We start from the raw sequence: 16691 nt of genomic DNA on the forward strand, positions 1-16691 counted from the left end.
GCAGTTGGGCGACCGGCAAAAGGGGCGAGGTCCCATTTGAGCCACGATCACGCGCTAGCAAAACGTCAGCGACACTGCATTATGGTGGTGCGCATGGGAGGGCTATCCATGGAAGCATATGCACTGGCGGCCACCATTCTGGTCGTAGATGATGACGCGCTGATCGGCATTGGCACCGTCGATATGCTGTGCGACCTCGGCCATACGGCGCGCGATGTGTCTTCGGGACAGGCGGCGCTCGATATTCTGGCGAGCGGTGAGCGTGTTGACGCGCTGATTACCGATTTCGCCATGCCCGGCATGACCGGCGTTGAGCTGGCCGACAAGGCGCGCCTACTGCGGCCCGGCCTGCCTATCCTGTTGGCGACGGGATATGATGAGCTGCCCAATGGGGCGGTGTCTGACCTGCCGCGGTTGGGCAAGCCGTTTCTGCAATCAGAACTGATTGAAAAGCTGAGCCAGGTCCTGGCGCGCGCTTAGCGCAGCCCGGCTTCTTCGAGCAGGCCCGCGCGCTTGGCATCATAATAATAGCCGCGCGCGTAAAACCGCATCGCCTGGTCTTCATTCTGCTTGGCGGTCACATAGGCCCCCGCCAGATACTTCACTGCAAAGCGCAGATTGGTTTCGGCATCGAGCAGACCCGCAGGGGCGCCCGAATAGCCCATGCCACTGGCCGTGGCGTGGCTGATCTGCATCAGGCCGTAATAGGGCCCGTTGCGCGCGGCAGCGTTGTAGCCGCTTTCACGGACGATGACGCGGCGCACCAGCCGCTCCGGCACGCTATATTGCTGGGAATAATGGGCAATCATGCCATCGAGCTCACCACCGGCATACCCCAGCGCCATGCTCGGCGCTTCCGGAACGGTGCTGGCCTTGGGCACATGGCCGGGCTTGGTTGGCGCCACTGCGGCAATGGCGGCAGTTGCCCCGCCGCCCGGGGCTGGTTTGAACGAACTCATCGAGCAACCGGACATTGCGATGGACAGTAAAACTGTCGCCGCAACTGCTGCCACGCCACTCATTTTCGTCGTTTCAAAAACCATTCGAAAACTCTAGCTCATTGCATTGTTCAGCGCGATAGAAACCAAACACGGCATCTTGATGGCGATTTGAGGACACTGCCACAATGTGATCCCATCGATTGCACGGCCCACGCTCCACGCCGCCCCCATACAAGCCAAATGGTTTGCGAAAGATGAACACCGCTACCTATTGGGCGTTTTGTGATCACAGGGGCTACGGGTAGCGGGCGTGTTTGGGCGGGGTGATTTTGGGGTACCATCGCGGCTGGGGATGGGCGTGAGTGGCGCGCTTGCAGTTCGCGTGTCTGCCGGGGAGAAAACGTACACGCTGGAGACCTGACTGAAGCCGGTGCGTCGAATTTTTTATGGAGCGCACCTCATTGGGTGTCGCTCTGCCGGGTAAAATTCTCTCCGTTCCGGCCAGCATTTGGAACCTCATTGCCCAGCGCCAGATTTGAAGTCTAGTATGTCTGTGTAATTAGTGCGCCAAATTCCTTGGTGCCCTAATGCCTCCTCTTTTGACGCTTCCCTCCCCGCTCGTTGCTCCGTACTGGCTTCAACAGCACCTCGAAAATCCCGATCTGATCATACTGGACGCGACAGTGCCGTATGGGTCCAATGGCCCAGACGAAGCACTCGGGCTTGCCTCATGGGCAGCAGGGCGTATTCCTGGAGCGCGATTTGCCCGCCTGCAGTCCCATCTATCCGACGTCACAACCGGGTTTGGTTTTAGCCGTCCGCAACCCGATGCGCTCGTTGAAGCGCTGGCAGAGCTTGGCATTGGCGAGCATTCAACTGTCGTTATCTACGATAATTTCCTCAATATGTGGGCGACCCGCGTTTGGTGGTTGCTGCGTGGCATAGGTTTTGAGCGGGCCGCTGTGCTCGACGGCGGGTTGAAAGCCTGGGTGGCGGAAGGCCTGCCGGTGGAGGCGGGCCCGACAGCACCTTTAGCGCGCGCGGACACGCCGCTTCATGCACGCGCGCTGACTGGCTTCAACGATGTTGGAGATGTTCTGGGCCGGGCGGGCGGCGGCGCGTTGGTCTGTGCGCTTCCAGAGAGCTACTTCGACGGCAGCGAGCCCGTGAATGGTCGCCATGGGCATATCCCAGGCAGCGTCAATATTCCCGCAGCGAGCTTGTTGAATGAGGCAGGACAGTTCCTGCCGGTCGAAGTCTTGCGCCAAAAGCTCGCGGGGGTCGCCGGCGCCCCAACGATTACGCTGTATTGCGGCGGCGGCATTTCGGCGACCATCGTGGCGTTTGCGCTGCATCTCATCGGCGCTGCCGACAAAGTATCCGTTTATGACGGATCCCTCGAAGAATGGAATGCAGACCCCACCCGTCCGTTGGTTGGTGGGAGTGCCAGAAATGGCTGACAAGATCATCCGGTTCAATGGCTTCAAGCAAGCCACGGTGAGTCATGCGGCAGTCGGCGTCTGGAGGCACGAGGGTAACCAGTCGCATCGCTATAATGCGCTCGATTACTGGGTCGAAACGGCAAAGACGCTTGAGGCTGGCCTGTTCGATGGCCTTTTCGTCGCTGACGTGCTGGGTGTGCTTGATACCCATGGTGGGCGTATCGACGAGACGTTGAAGCAGGGGGCGCAGACCCCATCGATCGACCCGCTGCTTGCGGTGTCGGCGATGGCGGCAGTCACCAAGCATCTCGGCTTTGCCATCACGGTGTCGACGACCTATGAGCAGCCGTATTTGTTGGCGCGAAAGCTAACCTCACTCGATCATCTCAGTGGGGGGCGCATCGGCTGGAATGTCGTCACCTCGGCATTGGAAAGTGCGGCGCGTAATCTGGGCTATGACAGCCAGACGCCGCATGACGAGCGCTATGCCATTGCTGAAGAATTTCTCGAAGTTGCCTACAAGCTTTGGGAAGGCAGTTGGGAAGACGATGCGGTTGTGCTTGATCGCGCCAATGGCGTTTTCGCCGACCCGGCCAAGGTGCATGCCATCGGCCACAAGGGGCGCTATTTCAGCGTGCCGGACGCGTTCATCGCCGAACCGTCGCCACAACGAACTCCGCTGCTGTTTCAGGCTGGAAGTTCTTCGATTGGCAAGGATTTCGCAGCCCATCACGCCGAGGGTATTTTCATCTCGGTGCACAAACCGGAGATTGCACGACGCATCGTCGATGATATCCGGCAGCGCGCTGAGCGCTTTGGGCGCGACCCGGCCAGCGTCAAGATCTTTGCCATGGCGACGGTGGTAACTGGGCCGGACGACGTGAGTGCCCAGGCATTGCATCGTGCGTTGTCGGCTACGGTCAGTACTGAGGGCCATCTGGCGCGACTGAGTGCGATCCTGCAGCTCGATCTTTCACAACTCGACCCAGACGTGCCGCTCGAATATGTCGCGACGGCCGGCATTCAGGGCGTACTCGAAATGTACACCAAGCTCGATCCCGAGCGGCGCTGGACGCCACGGGCTATCGGCGAGTTCTTGGGGATTGCTGGCGGCGGTGCCGAGTTCGTTGGAAGCGGCAACACGGTGGCTGACGAAATCGAAGCTTGGGTCGATGCGTCGGGGATCGATGGTTTCAACATCACCGATCCAATGCCCCTGCGCAGCTTTGCCGATTTTGGCACCTTTGTGCTTCCCGAACTCCGCCGACGGGGGCGTGCGCGCACGCACTACGAGGGCAAGACCTACCGGGAAAGCCTTTACGGCGCCGGTCAGCCACGCCTCCGTTCCGACCATCCCGGTCGCGCTTTCCGATATTCAACGACAGGAGACGACGCATGAGCAATCGCGTCACCGCCCAGTTCTCACTCGTCCCAGCATCAGACCGTTTTGTCGAAATCATAATCGACGCTGTCGATGGCATTGCTGCTATTGAAGGGTTGAGTGTCAGCACCGACGCCGTGTCCAGCGCGTTGGAAGGCTCCGGTACTGCGGTGACGACCGCGCTTAGTCAGAGCTTCGTGCGGTCGGCCAAGACCGGCGCACATGTTGTTCAGCCACTTTTGGTCGCAAGTGATGCGACTAATGCCGTCAGCCCGCTGGACCTGTCTGGCTTTATGGCTCCCATATCATCGGGTGTCGCTGCCTATGCCCAGTTTGCGGCGTTTGGCGTGTCTGACGAGGCACGTTCTGAGGCCGTGGCGTTTCTCAACCTACTGGGCCTTTCAACTAACAGTAAGCCTTTGGTCATCCGTGTCGATGGTGACGCCCACCTGGTGATTGCTGCGCTGGTGTTTCTGGTCGAGCGGCTGGGGGCGTCATCGGGGCTCGCCACTATACAGGCCACCTTGGTTGCCAACTTCCCTGCCGCGGAGAAGTTCGCGTGAGCGCTTCGACGACGGCGTTGCAGCGCTGGTGGCATGCGGTCTGGCCCGCCAGCACCTTGATTGCGGCAATCGTGCTCGCTTGGGAGGTCTACGCCCGCTTTTCAGGCGTCAAGCCGACGACGCTGCCATCGCCATCACGGGTCGTCGAGCAGTTAATCAGCAACGCACCTGCGCTGGCTGACAACGCGCTGCCGACGATCATCGCGACTGCCAGCGGATTTGCCCTTTCGGTCACCAGCGCTTTCGTTTTTTCCATCCTGGTGGATTTTGTCAGACCGCTGCGTCGGGCATTGTTCCCGGTCTTTATCATCAGTCAGACCCTGCCTCTGGTGGCCATTGCTCCGCTGGTGGTGCTTTGGTTTGGCTTCGGCTTGCTGCCTAAAATTCTGCTCATCGCCCTCGTCACCTTTTTCCCGATGATGGTGTCGCTGGTGCAGGGCTACGACTCTACCGACAAAGACATGGAGTGGTTGCTGCGCTCCATGGGGGCCGGTCGACGCAAGGTATTCTTGCTCGCACGACTGCCTTCGGCAATTCCCTACTTCTTCACCGGGCTCCGCATTTCCATCACTTACGCTGTAGTGGGCGCAATCTTTGCTGAGTATTCCGGCGCAGCCAAAGGGCTGGGCATCTACATGCTCTCCGCCAAGAACAATTTCAGACCGGACCTGGTCCTTGCTGCAGTGTTCTGCAGTGCCTTCATCACGCTCGTGCTGTTTGGCATGACCGTTGTGCTGGAGCGGGTCAGTACGCCCTGGGTTCGACGTGAGGGAGAGGCACAATGAGTGCAGAAACCAAACGTCTTGCCCTCCGCGGCGTTGGAAAACAATTCGGCGATCTCAATGTGTTGGGCGATGTCAGCATCGATGTGGCCCCCGGTGAATTCGTTTCGATTTTGGGGCCCTCAGGGGCGGGCAAGTCGACGATTTTCCAAATTCTTACTGGTGGCACCAAAGCCGATACAGGCGTTATCGCCTTTGACGGTTCGGAGCTTGCGGACGCGTCTGACAAGTTCGCCCTGATGCCGCAGAAGGATGCGCTTATGCCGTGGCGTCGCATTGTCGACAACGCGACACTGGGGCTGGAAGTGCAGGGGCTGTCCCGCAAAACAGCGCGTGAGAAAGTGGCTCCGCTCTTTGAAGAATTTGGTCTCGCCGGGTTCGAGCAGCACTACCCGCATCAATTGTCAGGCGGCATGCGTCAGCGCGTCGCGCTGCTACGGACGGTGATTCAGCAGCGGCAGATGTTGTTGCTGGACGAACCCTTTGGCGCGCTCGATGCGCTAACGCGAACCGCCATGCAACAATGGCTTGAACGGATGTGGGGGCAGCACAACTGGACCGCACTGCTCATCACTCACGACGTGCGCGAGGCCGTTTTCCTGTCTGACCGCATCTATGTGCTGTCGGCAAGACCGGCGCGCGTTACCCATGAAATTCGCGTGCCGCTCGCGCGGCCGCGCCGTGTTGCGGACCTTGCTTCTCCCGAGGCCACCCGCATTGAAGCCGAGCTGCTTGAAGCGCTGCTCGGGACCTGAAGCGCCAATTCAACCAAGGCAATCCAATGACTCTCATCAATCGCAGGCTTGCAATTGCACTGCTCGCCACCGCTGCCAGTATCGGGGCTATCGCTCCGTCCTTCGCGCAGAACCAGGCCGTAACCGTCGCTCTGGACTGGACCCCGAATACCAACCACGTCGGCCTCTATGTTGCCCGCGATCAGGGGTTCTACAAGGACGCTGGGCTGGATGTTGAAATCCTGCCCTATAGCGATACTGCCGCTGGCACGCTGGTCAGCAATGGCCTGGCTGCTTTCGGCGTAGCTGGCGTCGGCTTCTATTCGCAGCACGCTGCGGGCGCCGATCTCAAAGCGGTGTATGCGGTGGTTCAGCACGAAACGGGCCGTCTGGTCTATAACGCCAATCGCACCGACATTACCTCGCCCAAGGACCTCGACGGCAAGACCTATGGCGGCTTTGGCAGCGCTTGGGAAAGCGCGCTGATCAGCTCGATCATCAAGGCCGATGGCGGGCAGGGCAATATCGAGACGGTGACCCTGGGTACATCGGCCTATGAAGCGCTGGCCAATGGCTCGGTCGATTTCACCCTTGAGATCGTCACCTGGGAAGGTGTCAAGGCACGCCTCGTTGGCGAAAAGCAGGGTGCTTTCAAATATAGCGACTATGGCGTTCCCGAGCAGCACACGACACTACTTGTTTCGAGCGACGAGTATTTGGCCAACAACGCGGATACAGCCAAGGCATTTCTGGCGGCGACGCAGAAGGGCTATGCATGGGCTGCCGACCATCCCGAAGAAGCTGCTGACCTGTTGATAGCGGCTAATCCCGACGCCTTGACCGACCGCGAACTGGTGCAAGCTTCGCTCAAGGAGCTGGTGGACGGCCACTATCTGCGCAGTGAAGACGGGGTTATCGGTCGGATCGATCCAGCTAAAAATGAAGGCATCGGCAAGTATCTTTTCGAGAACGGCATTCTCAAGGATGGCAACGGCGCGGCGCTGACCGCAGTGCCTGACTTCTCCACCTATGCCTCGAACGACTATCTGCCGAACTGATGACTCCTCAAGCCCGCCGCCACCTTGTCCTCAATGCCGTGGTCTTCGGCCTCGGTAACCATGAAGCTGCATGGCGAATGCCGGAAAGCGATCCGTTTGCCTCGACCAATCTCAATCATTGGGTGGACCTGGCACAGATCGCCGAGGCGGCGGGTTTCGATACCCTGTTTCTCGGCGACGTGCTGTCGTTGCTGCCCGGCGCCGAGAAACACCTCTCCGATACCATGGACCCCCTGATTATCCTGTCGGCGTTGGCTGCGGTGACCAGTCGGATCGGGTTAATCGGAACGCTATCGACGTCATTTGAGCCGCCTTTCCACATTGCGCGTCGCTTTGCCTCGCTGGACCACATTTCGGGCGGCCGGGCCGGGTGGAACATCGTCACCTCGTCTAACGTGCTGGAAGCTCGAAATTTCGGCCTCGCTGCTTTGCAAGACCACAAAGACCGTTACGCCATGGCAGAAGACGTCGTGCAGGCGACGTTGGCTCTATGGCGCAGCTGGGAGAGTGGCGCCCGGTTGGGCGACAAAGCGCGTGGGCAGTATTTCGATCCGGCAAAGGTGCACGCGGTTGACTATGCCGGGGCGTTCGTATCCACGGCAGGGCCGCTCAATGTCCCACGCTCGCCACAGGGACGTCCCTTGCTTGTTCAGGCGGGGTCTTCGGAGGATGGCCGGAATCTCGCATCCCGCTATGCTGACGTAGTGTTCACCGCGCAGCCCGGTGTGGAGGACGCCCGTGCATTTTACTCGGATATCAAGCGCCGGGCACTGGAGCATGGGCGGCGCGCTGACGATGTTCTGATCCTGCCCGGCATCATGCCGGTGGTTGCAGAGACGCGCGAGGCTGCGCAAGCTCGGCTCGACGAAATCAACGGGCAGGTTGTCCATCAACACGCCCTGGCGCTGCTGTCGGAGTATCTGCAAACGGACGTCAGCCAGTTTGATCTGGATGCGCCGCTGCCTGCTGACGTGGGTGACGCAGGCCGGACACAGGCGAACAAGAGTCGGTTCACGTTGATTGTTCAGCTTGCCCGACGCGAAAATCTCACCCTAAGGCAACTGCTGCAGCGCGTTGGTGGTGGACGCGGACATTTCCTTCTGGCGGGCACAGCAGAGGACATCGCCGACACGATGGAGGAATGGTTCCGCTCCGGCGCGGCCGATGGGTTCAGCGTCATGTGCCCGGTGTTGCCGGCAGATCTCCGTTCATTCGCTAACTTGGTTGTCCCTGTCTTGCGCGCGCGAGGCCTTATCCCGAGCGAGCCAACATCCGGGAACCTAGCGGATCGTTTGAATGCTCATAACTGAGGGGGTAGCAGGTGTGATGGCTTGGCGCGCTGGCTCGACTGATGGCGAAGCCTTAATGCGTCAGTGACGTGCCCGTAATGTCTTCCGCCATGTCGGAGACCAAGAGGTCGAGTGTGGCTAAGAACGCGATGGGCAGGGGCTGATCGCCAAAGTGGCACGGATGCTCCCCCAATCCCATGTCCTTCGCATCCAACCAGGCCCCGCTGGGCGGGGCCTGAGTGGTATCGTCAGGCCGAGGCTATTCCCACGCCTCCATGGGCGACGGGTTCGGTGCCATTGACGGCCCAGTCGCCCACTATGCGGGCGTGGTAGATGCGCGGATTGTGCGAACAGAGGGTGCGGGCATTCCGCCAATGGCGGTCGAGCCCGTGCTCGCGCAGTAGTGCTGATGCGCCCAGTGCGTCAAACAACGTCGTCGTCGCTTTCAGGATGAGGTCGGTCACCACGGTGACTGCCTGGTTAACCTCGAACTCTGCCTCGCGTCGCAGCTGCGCCAGATCGCTGGCGTCGGTATCACGCAGAATGCCCTGATGCGCTCGCTCGAGCGCGGCGGCCGCGGTGAGGGTGATGCTGGCCGCGGCGTAGGCTGCGGCCCGCACTTCGCCAATGACGGCGAGCAACTGGGCATCCTGTGAGGCTACAGACGCATTGCCCCGGCCGTAGACCCGTTTGCGGTTGCGCAGCAACGTAGCCACTTCGTTGGCGGCGGAGCGACCGATACCCGCCAGCGTCGCCAGATGCACCGTCTGGAAAAAGCCATTGCTGTAGAGAAAGCGAGTGGACGTGGGTTGGAACTGCTCGTCACTTGCCAGAACCTCGGTGAGGATGATTGTGCCACTGGCGCTCAATTGCTGTCCGAAACCATCCCAGTCATCGATGATCTGTACCCCCTCAGCATCGGTTGGTACGACAAGGCGGGCCTGCGAACCGTCGGGCAAGCTGACGCCCAGATTGAGCCATTCAGCATAGAGTGACCCGGTGGTGTAGAACTTGCGCCCGTTGATCCGCCAATGTTCGCCATCACGGGTTGCGGTGGTCCCGAACCGGCCCAGTGCTGCACCACCCGTTTCCGATAGGGCGCTGCCGAAGGTCTGGCCGTCGCGGATACGAGAAAACCAGATGTCCCGCCAGGCTTGATCGCGCGAAATCAGCAGGTCTTCGACGACGCCGAAATGGCTGCGAAAGGCATTTGTCAGATTTGGGTCAGCGGCCGAAAGTTCGATCAGCAGGGCGAAAAGTTCGGGCAATGTCGCGCCCGATCCACTAAGCTCGCGGGGCAGACGAAGGGCTGGTAGCCCCAATGCCTTGAGTGCGGCGATTTCATCGCGGGGTAGGACGTGTTCGCGCTCGCGGTTAACGGCGCCGGCGGCGATATTCTGCAGCACCGGGCGATAGGGAGCGATGAGCTCGTCGTACCGTGCGCTTGGGCCTGCGCCCCAGAGGTTGAGGCGATCAGTCATACGAGGGCTCCTCTGGGTGATGCCATTTTGGTCGGGTAAGCCCCAGCCGGTCGCGCAAGGTGTCGCCCGCATATTCCGTACGGAACAGGCCACGGCGCTGCAGCTCGGGCACGACGTGATCAACGATGGCTTCCACGCCGGACGGGATGACGTCGGCCATCAGGTTGAATCCATCAGCGGCTCCGGCGCGGAACCACTCCTCAATTGAATCTGCCACCTGTTCAGGCGTACCGACAAGAAGTCTGTGGCCGGTGCCTCCTGCCAGGCGACGCGCCAGTTGGCGCACCGTGAGCTTGTCGCGTTGCGCCAGTTTGGTAATGGAGTCGAACATGGAATGGCTCGCCCCAGCAGGCCGAACCAGATCTTCTGGCAGGTAGCCATCCACCTCAAGCGCCTCGATGGGGAGGCCGAGCCCTTCCGCCAACCGTCCGAGGCTGTAGTCGAGCGGCAGGAGTTCCAGCAATTCCTCATGCCGGGCTTTCGCTTCGGCTTCGGTGCCGCCGATGACCGTTGCCAGCCCGGGCAAGAAAACCAACTCGGATGGATCGCGGCCAAAGGTGGCTGCTCGTGCGCGAATATCCTGCACGAAAGCGACGCCATCCTCGATGGTTTGGGCGACCGAGAACACCACCTCGGCGTGCTGCGCTGCCAGATGACGCCCTTCATCCGAACCGCCAGCCTGGACGATCACCGGATGGCCCTGCGGACCGCGCGGAAACGTCAGAGGTCCCTTGACCGAGAAGTGCTGGCCGTGATGGTTGATCGCGTGGACTGCAGCGGTATTGACGAAATGCGCACTGGCCTTGTCGCCGACAAAGGCTTCTTCCTCCCAGCTGTTCCAGAGTTTTTTGAGGACAGTAGCGAACTCGCCGGCCCGCGTGTAACGCGCCCCATGCTCGGGGTGCACATCCTGGCTGAAATTAGCAGCCGTGTCCCGGTCCGCAGTGGTCACCAGGTTTACCCCGATACGCCCATTGGACACGTGATCCAGCGTGCCGAACCTTCGGGCAATATTGTAGGGGTCGTTGTAGGTCGTGGAGACCGTAGCGATTAGACCGATGTGGCTGGTTTGAGCGGCAATTGCGGCAAGGATGATTGTGGGTTCCAGCGCCTGGTAGGGACGGCGGGCAGGATTGTCCTTGAGTACCGGCGTATCAGCCAGAAAGATCGCGTCCAGCAGCCCGCGCTCGGCGATCTGCGCGGTGCGGACGTAGTGATTGACGTCATAGATTGCGCGCGGGTCGCTGGATGGATGGCGCCAGGCCGATCCCAAAAAGCCCGAGTTCAGGATGTTGACGTTCAAATGCAGTTTGCGGGTCATAAGTCGGTCCAATGGCAGACGTCCCCCGCCCGGCTGGCAGACAGGGGACGAGATGGGCGTTAGTCGGCAAGCCAGATGTCGGCGAAGTTGCCGTTGATGCCGGTCGCCCCGACTGTGTGGTTCTGAACCCGGGTATTGTAGAGCGTGTAACGGAACTGGCTGACCGTATGGATGTCGGGCAGATCGTTCACAACCTGACGCTGGAAGTCCGCGAACTGCTGGAAGCGTGTCTTTGGGTCGATCTCGACGGCAGCGGCCAGCAGCAAGCGATCCACTTCGGGGTTGTTGTATGCTGTGGCGTTGGAGAACGGCACGCCACGGCGCAGGTTTTCCGACCAATAGATGCGTTGCGTGCCAATCGTGGGGTCAAAGCTGTTGGTGATACCGTTCACGATGATGTCGAAATCGCGCTCGGTGAACACCCGGTTGACATAGGCGGCGAAGTCTTGCGTCCGCAGTGTGGCTTCGATCCCGACCTCAGCCAGCCGCGCACGCAAATACTCTGCTGTTGGACGATCTGTATCGGCGAGTGGGCGCGGGTCGATGCGGATCTGGAAACGCACGCCATTGGCATCGCGCGGATAGCCCGCCTCATCCAACAGACGATTGGCCAGATCCACGTCTACCTCATAGTGCGGCAGGCCCGGCGTGTAGTAGGGCACTTCGGGGGCGAACGGTCCATCGATCACCGCGCCATAACCGTAATAAATGGTGTCGCGGATATAGTCCTTATCGATGAGATGAGCGATCGCCAGTCGAACGTTACGATTGGCCAGGATCTCGTTTTCAAGGTTGAACTCGATGCGGTTGACACCCGCGTCATAGACCTGGCCCCGCGTCTCGAGCGCGAGGTGCGGGTTTTCATCAATCAGGCGACCCAGATCGGACAGCGGAACGGATGCCCCCCCGCCAATATGGACTTCGCCCGTTTCGAAAGCTGCCGTCCGCGCTGCGCCATCCGTGATGAACCGGATAATCACCGAATCCAGATAGGGCTTGCCGGCCTGCCAGTAGTCCTCGTTCCGCTCCAGCAGGACATGGCTGCCTCGGACATATTCGATAAAACGGAAGGGACCGGTGCCGACCGGGGCGGTCAACGCAGGATTGCCGGTCGGGTCGCCCTCGCCAAATAGGTGCGCGGGAACGATTGGAACTTCGTCAGCGGGAAGCGCACGGAGCAAGTAGGGTGCAGGCTTGGACAAGCGCAGCACCACCTCATGATCCGAAGGGGTTTCGATGCTCTCCAGATTGGCGAAGGACGCCCGCCCGCGAGAGTGATTCTGGGACACAATGCGGATTGAGGCTTCCACGTCGCGCGAGGTGAAGGGAGTGCCATCGTGGAAGGTCACGCCTTCGCGCAACTTGAAACGATAGGTCAAACCGTCTTCGCTGATGTCCCATTCTGTTGCGAGTTGCGGACGTGGGTTGAGGTCGTGGTCATAGTCTAGAAGGCCTTCGACGACTTTGGCGCTAATGCCACGTTCAACGCCGGGCGAAACCAGCGAGATCAACGAGGGCGGGGCTTGGTTGAGCGCATAGACAAGTGTTCCGCCCCGACGAGGCTCGTCCTGCTGAGCCCGCACCGCTATGGGGGCAATAAACGGCAGCGCAGATGCGGACAGCATCAACTGACTAAAGTGGCGTCTGGAAATCATCAGGAAAACTCCATGGTGTAGCTGGTGGGTGCGGGCACGACGGCCCGAATTTCGTTGGGTTAGTGCGCTGCCTCGATCAGGCGTCGGGTCTGTGCGTGGGTTGGGGCGAGCAGCAGCGTGCGCGCATCGTTCTCTTCGACGATGCGACCGGCATGCATGACCGCGACCCGGTCTGAGAAATAGCGAACGATCGCAAGGTCGTGGCTGATGAAGATGTAGGAGAGACCGTGGGTCGCCTTCAGATCGGCCAGCAGATTGAGAATTTGCGCCTGAACCGACACGTCCAGAGCCGAGACAGGCTCATCCAGAAGGATCAACTCCGGTTGCAGAATTAACGCCCGAGCAATGCCAATGCGTTGGCGCTGTCCGCCTGAAAACTCATGCGGCCATCGGTAGGCAGCGCTGCGCGGTAATCCCACTTGGTCGAGGACTTTGAACACCTCGCCCTGGCGCTGAATAGGGTCGCGCTCGCCGTGGAATGCAAGAATATTGCCCAGCAGTTCGCCGATGCGATGGCGCGGATTGAGCGAGGCATAGGGGTCTTGGAACACCATCTGCACCCGGCGGCGTAGGGCACGCCTGGCAGCCGCATCTGAGTTCAGAATGTCCTGACCATTCAGCCGGATCGATCCGGCGCTTGGGCGCAGTAGGCCAACGATGGTGCGGGACAGCGTGGACTTGCCGCAGCCGGATTCTCCGACCAAACCCAGCGTTTCGCCACGGCCGAGCCTCAGAGAGAGGTCATCGACCACCCGGCGCTCACCATACTGTACGCTGATATTGGACACACTGAGGAGCGATGTATCACACGGGCTGGGCGTCAAAGCTGGAGCTGACGCAGGCAGTGGCGGACGGGTCAGCGTGAAACTGTGATCACCCGACGGATCGACATTGGCCGCCACTTCGACGAGGCGCCCGTTGGTATAATGAAGGTCATCGTGGAGGCGCACGGATGCGTTGATCAGCCCGCGCGTATAGGCATGTTGGCTTTGCGCAAATAACTGCTGGGACGGCAGCTCTTCCATCACCTGACCATGGTGAACCACAATGACGCGATCGCTCCATTGTTCGACCAATGGCAGGTCATGCGAAATCAGGAGGAGGGCCATGCCGAGCTCGCGTCGAAGCCGGTCGAGCAATTCCAGAATTTGTGCCTGAATGGCACTGTCGAGGGCCGTGGTGGGCTCGTCGGCGATCAGCAGATCGGGGTTCATGGCGATGGCCATGGCGATCACCACGCGTTGCCGTTGACCGCCCGAAAGCTCATGCGGGAACGCCCGGATATTCCGGGTTGGATCGGGAATAGCGACCTGGTGCAGCAACTCGAGCACACGGGCCCTTCGCGCGCAGCTTCCAAGATTGGTGTGCACGCGCAGAACCTCGGCGATCTGGTGGCCGATTCTCTGGACGGGGTTGAGCGAGGTCATCGGCTCCTGGAACACCATGCCGATCCTTCGACCGCGCAACTGGCGCAGCGCCTTTTCGTCGAGGCCGTTGATATTCTGTCCATCGAAGACGATGCTGCCGCCAATCCGGGTGCTGTCCGGCAACAGGCGGAGCAGAGCCAGCGCGGTGGTGGATTTTCCGCAGCCCGATTCACCGACCAGAGCGACCGCTTCGCCGGGTGCGATGTCGAAGCTGACGCCGTCGACGGCTCGGCCCTGGCGACGCACGCTGGCGTAATCAACCGTCAAGTCACGGACGCTGAGGAGGGGCGCGCTCACGATATCTGCCCCGCTGCGCCATGCCGGGGGTTGAGCACGTCGTTTAAGCCATCACCAAGCAGGTTGAGCGCCAGGACCGACACCACGATAAAGCCGCCGGGAATTGCCGTGAGATACCAGTGGGTCCGCAGCAATTCGCGACCGCTACCGATCATAGACCCCCAGCTCACTAGGTTTGGGTCGCCCAATCCCATGAAGGAGAGCGCGGCTTCCATCAAAAGGGCGGAGGCCACCATGATCGAGCCCGTAACGATCAGAGCAGGGGCTGCATTGGGTAGGATTTCATGCCGAATGATGTGGCTGTGGTCGTAGCCCACCACACGAGCCGCACTGACGAAATCCTGAGCCGAGAGACGCCGGAACTCGGACCGTGTTAACCGGGCAATCACGTCCCAAGACACAAGGGCGATGCCCAAAATGACCGTGAGCAGCGATGGCCCGGAAAACGCCACCAGAACCACCAGCAATACAAAGCTCGGGATGGTCTGGAAAATCTCGATAAAGCGAACGATCAGATCATCGACCCAGCCGCCAAAATAGCCCGCCACAGCACCGATCAAAATGCCGATCACAACGCCGAGCAACGTTGCGGACAGACCCACGAAGATCGACGCCCGCGCACCATGCAACACCCCCGCCAGCACATTGCGACCCAATGCATCCGTGCCAAGGGGAAACGCCGCAATCTCGCCGGGCCACAACCGGGCCGGGCCGGCGATCGACAGTGGGTCGCCCGGCGTCAATAGGGGCGCGAGTAGGGCCAGCGCGCCGATAGCGGACAAAATGGTCAAGCCAACCACCACGAGCGGGTTGAGCAGTACGCGGCGCACACTGCTGCTGGGCTCCGCATTTCCAGCGGCAGCGTTGGCAACCGCTGCACCGGGGCCCAAGGCACGGCGCGCGAGCTCGTCATTGATATCTGGGTTGTGGCTCATCAACGCACCGCCACTCGAGGATCCAGAAGCGATTGGACGATGTCAAAAATGGCATTCATGGCGATCACCAGCAGCGCGCTGACAATCAGGATTCCCAGAAGGACGGTGTATTCGCGCGAAAGGATCGCCTCATAGGCCAGGCGGCCCATGCCGGGCCAGCTGAACACCGTCTCGATGACGACAGCGCCACCTAAGATGCCGGCGACATGCATGCCCACCATGGCAGTGATTGGGCCGAGGGCGCTCCGCAGGATGTGCACGCGGATGAGACGGTAGCGGCCCATGCCCTTGGCAATGGCGGTGCGGACATGGTCCTGCGATTTGGCCTCGATAACTGAGGCACGCACCAGCCGCGCATAGATCGCCACATAGTAGAGGGCCAAGGACAACGCGGGCAGGGCGAGATGGCGCGCCCGATCTACAAACCAGTCGAGCCCGCTTAGCTTGGCGCCCAGCGTGTAGCCGCCTCCAGTGGGCAACCAACCCAGGCGGATGGAAAAGAACACGATGAGCATCAGCCCGATCCAGAAGGCGGGGACCGAATAAAACAGCAGCGACAGAACCGAAAGAATTCGATCAGGCCACCGGCCGGGTCTCATGCCCATGACCGTTCCCGCGAGCAGGCCCAGGCTCACTGCAAGGACGATTGCCGCGGCCATCAACGTAATTGTGCCGGGCAGACGCTGCATGATCAGCTCCGACACCGGCATGCCGTATCGGAGCGAATGGCCGAGGCTGAAATTGGCAAGCCCAGCATAGTAGGAGCCCAATTGGGACAGCAACGGGAGATCGAGCCCAAACGCGCTGCGCAGTTGTGCCATCGTCTCAGCGGTGGCCGATCCGGCCTCGGCCGCCATGAAGTCGGCGGCATCACCCGGCGCCAGCTGGAGCATGAAGAAACCCAGCGTAACGATAATGAAAATCGTCGGGATGGCCTGCAGAAAGTTACGCAGCAGACTGCGGAAAATGCGTCTGGATTGAGTCATCTCGTCTCACGAGCTGGGCTGGAAACATGGCGTGCCAGAGCGATCGGAGAACTGTCCGAGTGCTGTGGGATCTGGATGTTGGAGTTGTGTCGCAGAACCTTTGGCTGCTTTGAGCCGCAGGTTTGTGCAATGGCTATTGCGATCTACAGAGGCTCAGAGCTGCTGCTCGTTGATCGCCTGCCGGGTCACTGCCCCTCAGAAACACCATTGGCAACGGGCGCTGCACGCGCTCCGTGTCGATGCTGAGATGTGCCCTTGGTCAAGAAAACTCATGCTTGAAATGCGCCTATATTCTATAGAATAGATAGGTTTATGCGTAGCACCCCAACCGCATGGCGTGGTTTCAAATGGCTGTCCCGTGCTAAAATATCCTCCTGCGACGCGAGCGGATTGGGGGAC

At 60.5% G+C, this 16691-nt stretch carries 14 protein-coding genes and 1 pseudogene; 8 read left to right on the forward strand and 7 right to left on the reverse strand.

The window, feature by feature from the left end; genetic code table 11:
* Positions 1–108 precede the first annotated feature (108 nt).
* Entirely contained in the window at positions 109–480 is a 372-nt protein-coding gene (locus WH87_RS10050; RefSeq protein ID WP_046139266.1) for a response regulator, read from the forward strand.
* On the opposite strand, the pseudogene WH87_RS20030 reads toward WH87_RS10050, so the two are convergent.
* A pseudogene (locus tag WH87_RS20030) lies at positions 477–818 on the reverse strand (transglycosylase SLT domain-containing protein); the annotation flags it as partial. The gene WH87_RS10050 and the pseudogene WH87_RS20030 sit on opposite strands and share 4 nt — an antisense overlap.
* 710 nt (positions 819–1528) lie before the next feature.
* On the opposite strand from WH87_RS20030, the gene WH87_RS10060 reads away from it, so the two are divergent.
* From WH87_RS10060 to WH87_RS10090, 7 genes are read left to right on the forward strand one after another with little or no spacing between them, the layout of a single operon-like run.
* A complete protein-coding gene (locus WH87_RS10060) occupies positions 1529–2401 on the forward strand; it encodes a sulfurtransferase (protein ID WP_046139265.1) in 873 nt (290 codons plus the stop codon).
* Complete coding sequence (locus tag WH87_RS10065; protein WP_046139264.1) at positions 2394–3782, forward strand: LLM class flavin-dependent oxidoreductase; 1389 nt, start codon at positions 2394–2396, stop codon at positions 3780–3782. The genes WH87_RS10060 and WH87_RS10065 overlap by 8 nt, the downstream gene beginning before the upstream one ends.
* Positions 3779–4327, forward strand: a complete 549-nt coding sequence (locus WH87_RS19010) for a YkoF family thiamine/hydroxymethylpyrimidine-binding protein (RefSeq protein WP_052726448.1) — start codon at positions 3779–3781, stop codon at positions 4325–4327. Before WH87_RS10065 ends, WH87_RS19010 begins: the two co-directional genes overlap by 4 nt.
* 17 nt (positions 4328–4344) lie before the next feature.
* Entirely contained in the window at positions 4345–5112 is a 768-nt protein-coding gene (locus WH87_RS10075; protein ID WP_046139786.1) for an ABC transporter permease, read from the forward strand.
* Positions 5109–5864, forward strand: coding sequence for an ABC transporter ATP-binding protein (locus tag WH87_RS10080; protein WP_046139263.1), 756 nt, complete (start codon positions 5109–5111; stop codon positions 5862–5864). Before WH87_RS10075 ends, WH87_RS10080 begins: the two co-directional genes overlap by 4 nt.
* Positions 5865–5890: 26 nt before the next feature.
* The gene (locus tag WH87_RS10085) at positions 5891–6901 is read left to right on the forward strand and encodes an ABC transporter substrate-binding protein (RefSeq protein WP_046139262.1); all 1011 of its coding nucleotides are present in this window, start codon (positions 5891–5893) and stop codon (positions 6899–6901) included.
* Entirely contained in the window at positions 6901–8211 is a 1311-nt protein-coding gene (locus WH87_RS10090; RefSeq protein WP_046139261.1) for an LLM class flavin-dependent oxidoreductase, read from the forward strand. The genes WH87_RS10085 and WH87_RS10090 overlap by 1 nt, the downstream gene beginning before the upstream one ends.
* A 227-nt stretch (positions 8212–8438) precedes the next feature.
* Here the strand turns inward: WH87_RS10090 and WH87_RS10095 are convergent, their stop codons facing one another.
* Genes WH87_RS10095 through WH87_RS10120 form a run of 6 tightly spaced genes read right to left on the reverse strand, consistent with a single transcriptional unit; the run spans position 8439 to position 16292 of the window.
* Positions 8439–9671: an acyl-CoA dehydrogenase family protein gene (locus WH87_RS10095; protein WP_046139260.1), complete on the reverse strand. Its 1233-nt coding sequence runs from the start codon at positions 9669–9671 to the stop codon at positions 8439–8441.
* On the reverse strand, positions 9664–10992 hold the full coding sequence (locus tag WH87_RS10100) for an LLM class flavin-dependent oxidoreductase (protein WP_046139259.1): 1329 nt from the start codon (positions 10990–10992) through the stop codon (positions 9664–9666). The genes WH87_RS10095 and WH87_RS10100 overlap by 8 nt, the downstream gene beginning before the upstream one ends.
* A 59-nt stretch (positions 10993–11051) precedes the next feature.
* The gene (locus WH87_RS10105; RefSeq protein WP_046139258.1) at positions 11052–12647 is read right to left on the reverse strand and encodes an ABC transporter substrate-binding protein; all 1596 of its coding nucleotides are present in this window, start codon (positions 12645–12647) and stop codon (positions 11052–11054) included.
* 59 nt (positions 12648–12706) lie between these two features.
* Positions 12707–14371, reverse strand: a complete 1665-nt coding sequence (locus tag WH87_RS10110) for a dipeptide ABC transporter ATP-binding protein (RefSeq protein WP_156458186.1) — start codon at positions 14369–14371, stop codon at positions 12707–12709.
* Complete coding sequence (locus WH87_RS10115; RefSeq protein WP_052726447.1) at positions 14368–15306, reverse strand: ABC transporter permease; 939 nt, start codon at positions 15304–15306, stop codon at positions 14368–14370. The genes WH87_RS10110 and WH87_RS10115 overlap by 4 nt, the downstream gene beginning before the upstream one ends.
* A complete protein-coding gene (locus tag WH87_RS10120) occupies positions 15306–16292 on the reverse strand; it encodes an ABC transporter permease (protein WP_046139256.1) in 987 nt (328 codons plus the stop codon). The genes WH87_RS10115 and WH87_RS10120 overlap by 1 nt, the downstream gene beginning before the upstream one ends.
* Positions 16293–16691: the final 399 nt, after the last annotated feature.

The organism is Devosia epidermidihirudinis (assembly GCF_000971295.1).
In the GTDB taxonomy this organism is placed as follows: Bacteria; Pseudomonadota; Alphaproteobacteria; order Rhizobiales; family Devosiaceae; genus Devosia; species Devosia epidermidihirudinis.

What these genes read in the sequence shown, in the direction of transcription:
- WH87_RS10080 (WP_046139263.1), top strand. Translation starts at nt 5,109, where the DNA reads ATGAGTGCAGAAACCAAACGTCTTGCCCTCCGCGGCGTTGGAAAACAA.
- WH87_RS10090 (WP_046139261.1), top strand. Translation starts at nt 6,901, where the DNA reads ATGACTCCTCAAGCCCGCCGCCACCTTGTCCTCAATGCCGTGGTCTTC.
- WH87_RS10105 (WP_046139258.1), bottom strand. Translation starts at nt 12,647, where the DNA reads ATGATTTCCAGACGCCACTTTAGTCAGTTGATGCTGTCCGCATCTGCG.
- WH87_RS10100 (WP_046139259.1), bottom strand. Translation starts at nt 10,992, where the DNA reads ATGACCCGCAAACTGCATTTGAACGTCAACATCCTGAACTCGGGCTTT.
- WH87_RS10095 (WP_046139260.1), bottom strand. Translation starts at nt 9,671, where the DNA reads ATGACTGATCGCCTCAACCTCTGGGGCGCAGGCCCAAGCGCACGGTAC.
- WH87_RS10065 (WP_046139264.1), top strand. Translation starts at nt 2,394, where the DNA reads ATGGCTGACAAGATCATCCGGTTCAATGGCTTCAAGCAAGCCACGGTG.
- WH87_RS19010 (WP_052726448.1), top strand. Translation starts at nt 3,779, where the DNA reads ATGAGCAATCGCGTCACCGCCCAGTTCTCACTCGTCCCAGCATCAGAC.
- WH87_RS10050 (WP_046139266.1), top strand. Translation starts at nt 109, where the DNA reads ATGGAAGCATATGCACTGGCGGCCACCATTCTGGTCGTAGATGATGAC.
- WH87_RS10060 (WP_046139265.1), top strand. Translation starts at nt 1,529, where the DNA reads ATGCCTCCTCTTTTGACGCTTCCCTCCCCGCTCGTTGCTCCGTACTGG.
- WH87_RS10115 (WP_052726447.1), bottom strand. Translation starts at nt 15,306, where the DNA reads ATGAGCCACAACCCAGATATCAATGACGAGCTCGCGCGCCGTGCCTTG.
- WH87_RS10085 (WP_046139262.1), top strand. Translation starts at nt 5,891, where the DNA reads ATGACTCTCATCAATCGCAGGCTTGCAATTGCACTGCTCGCCACCGCT.
- WH87_RS10120 (WP_046139256.1), bottom strand. Translation starts at nt 16,292, where the DNA reads ATGACTCAATCCAGACGCATTTTCCGCAGTCTGCTGCGTAACTTTCTG.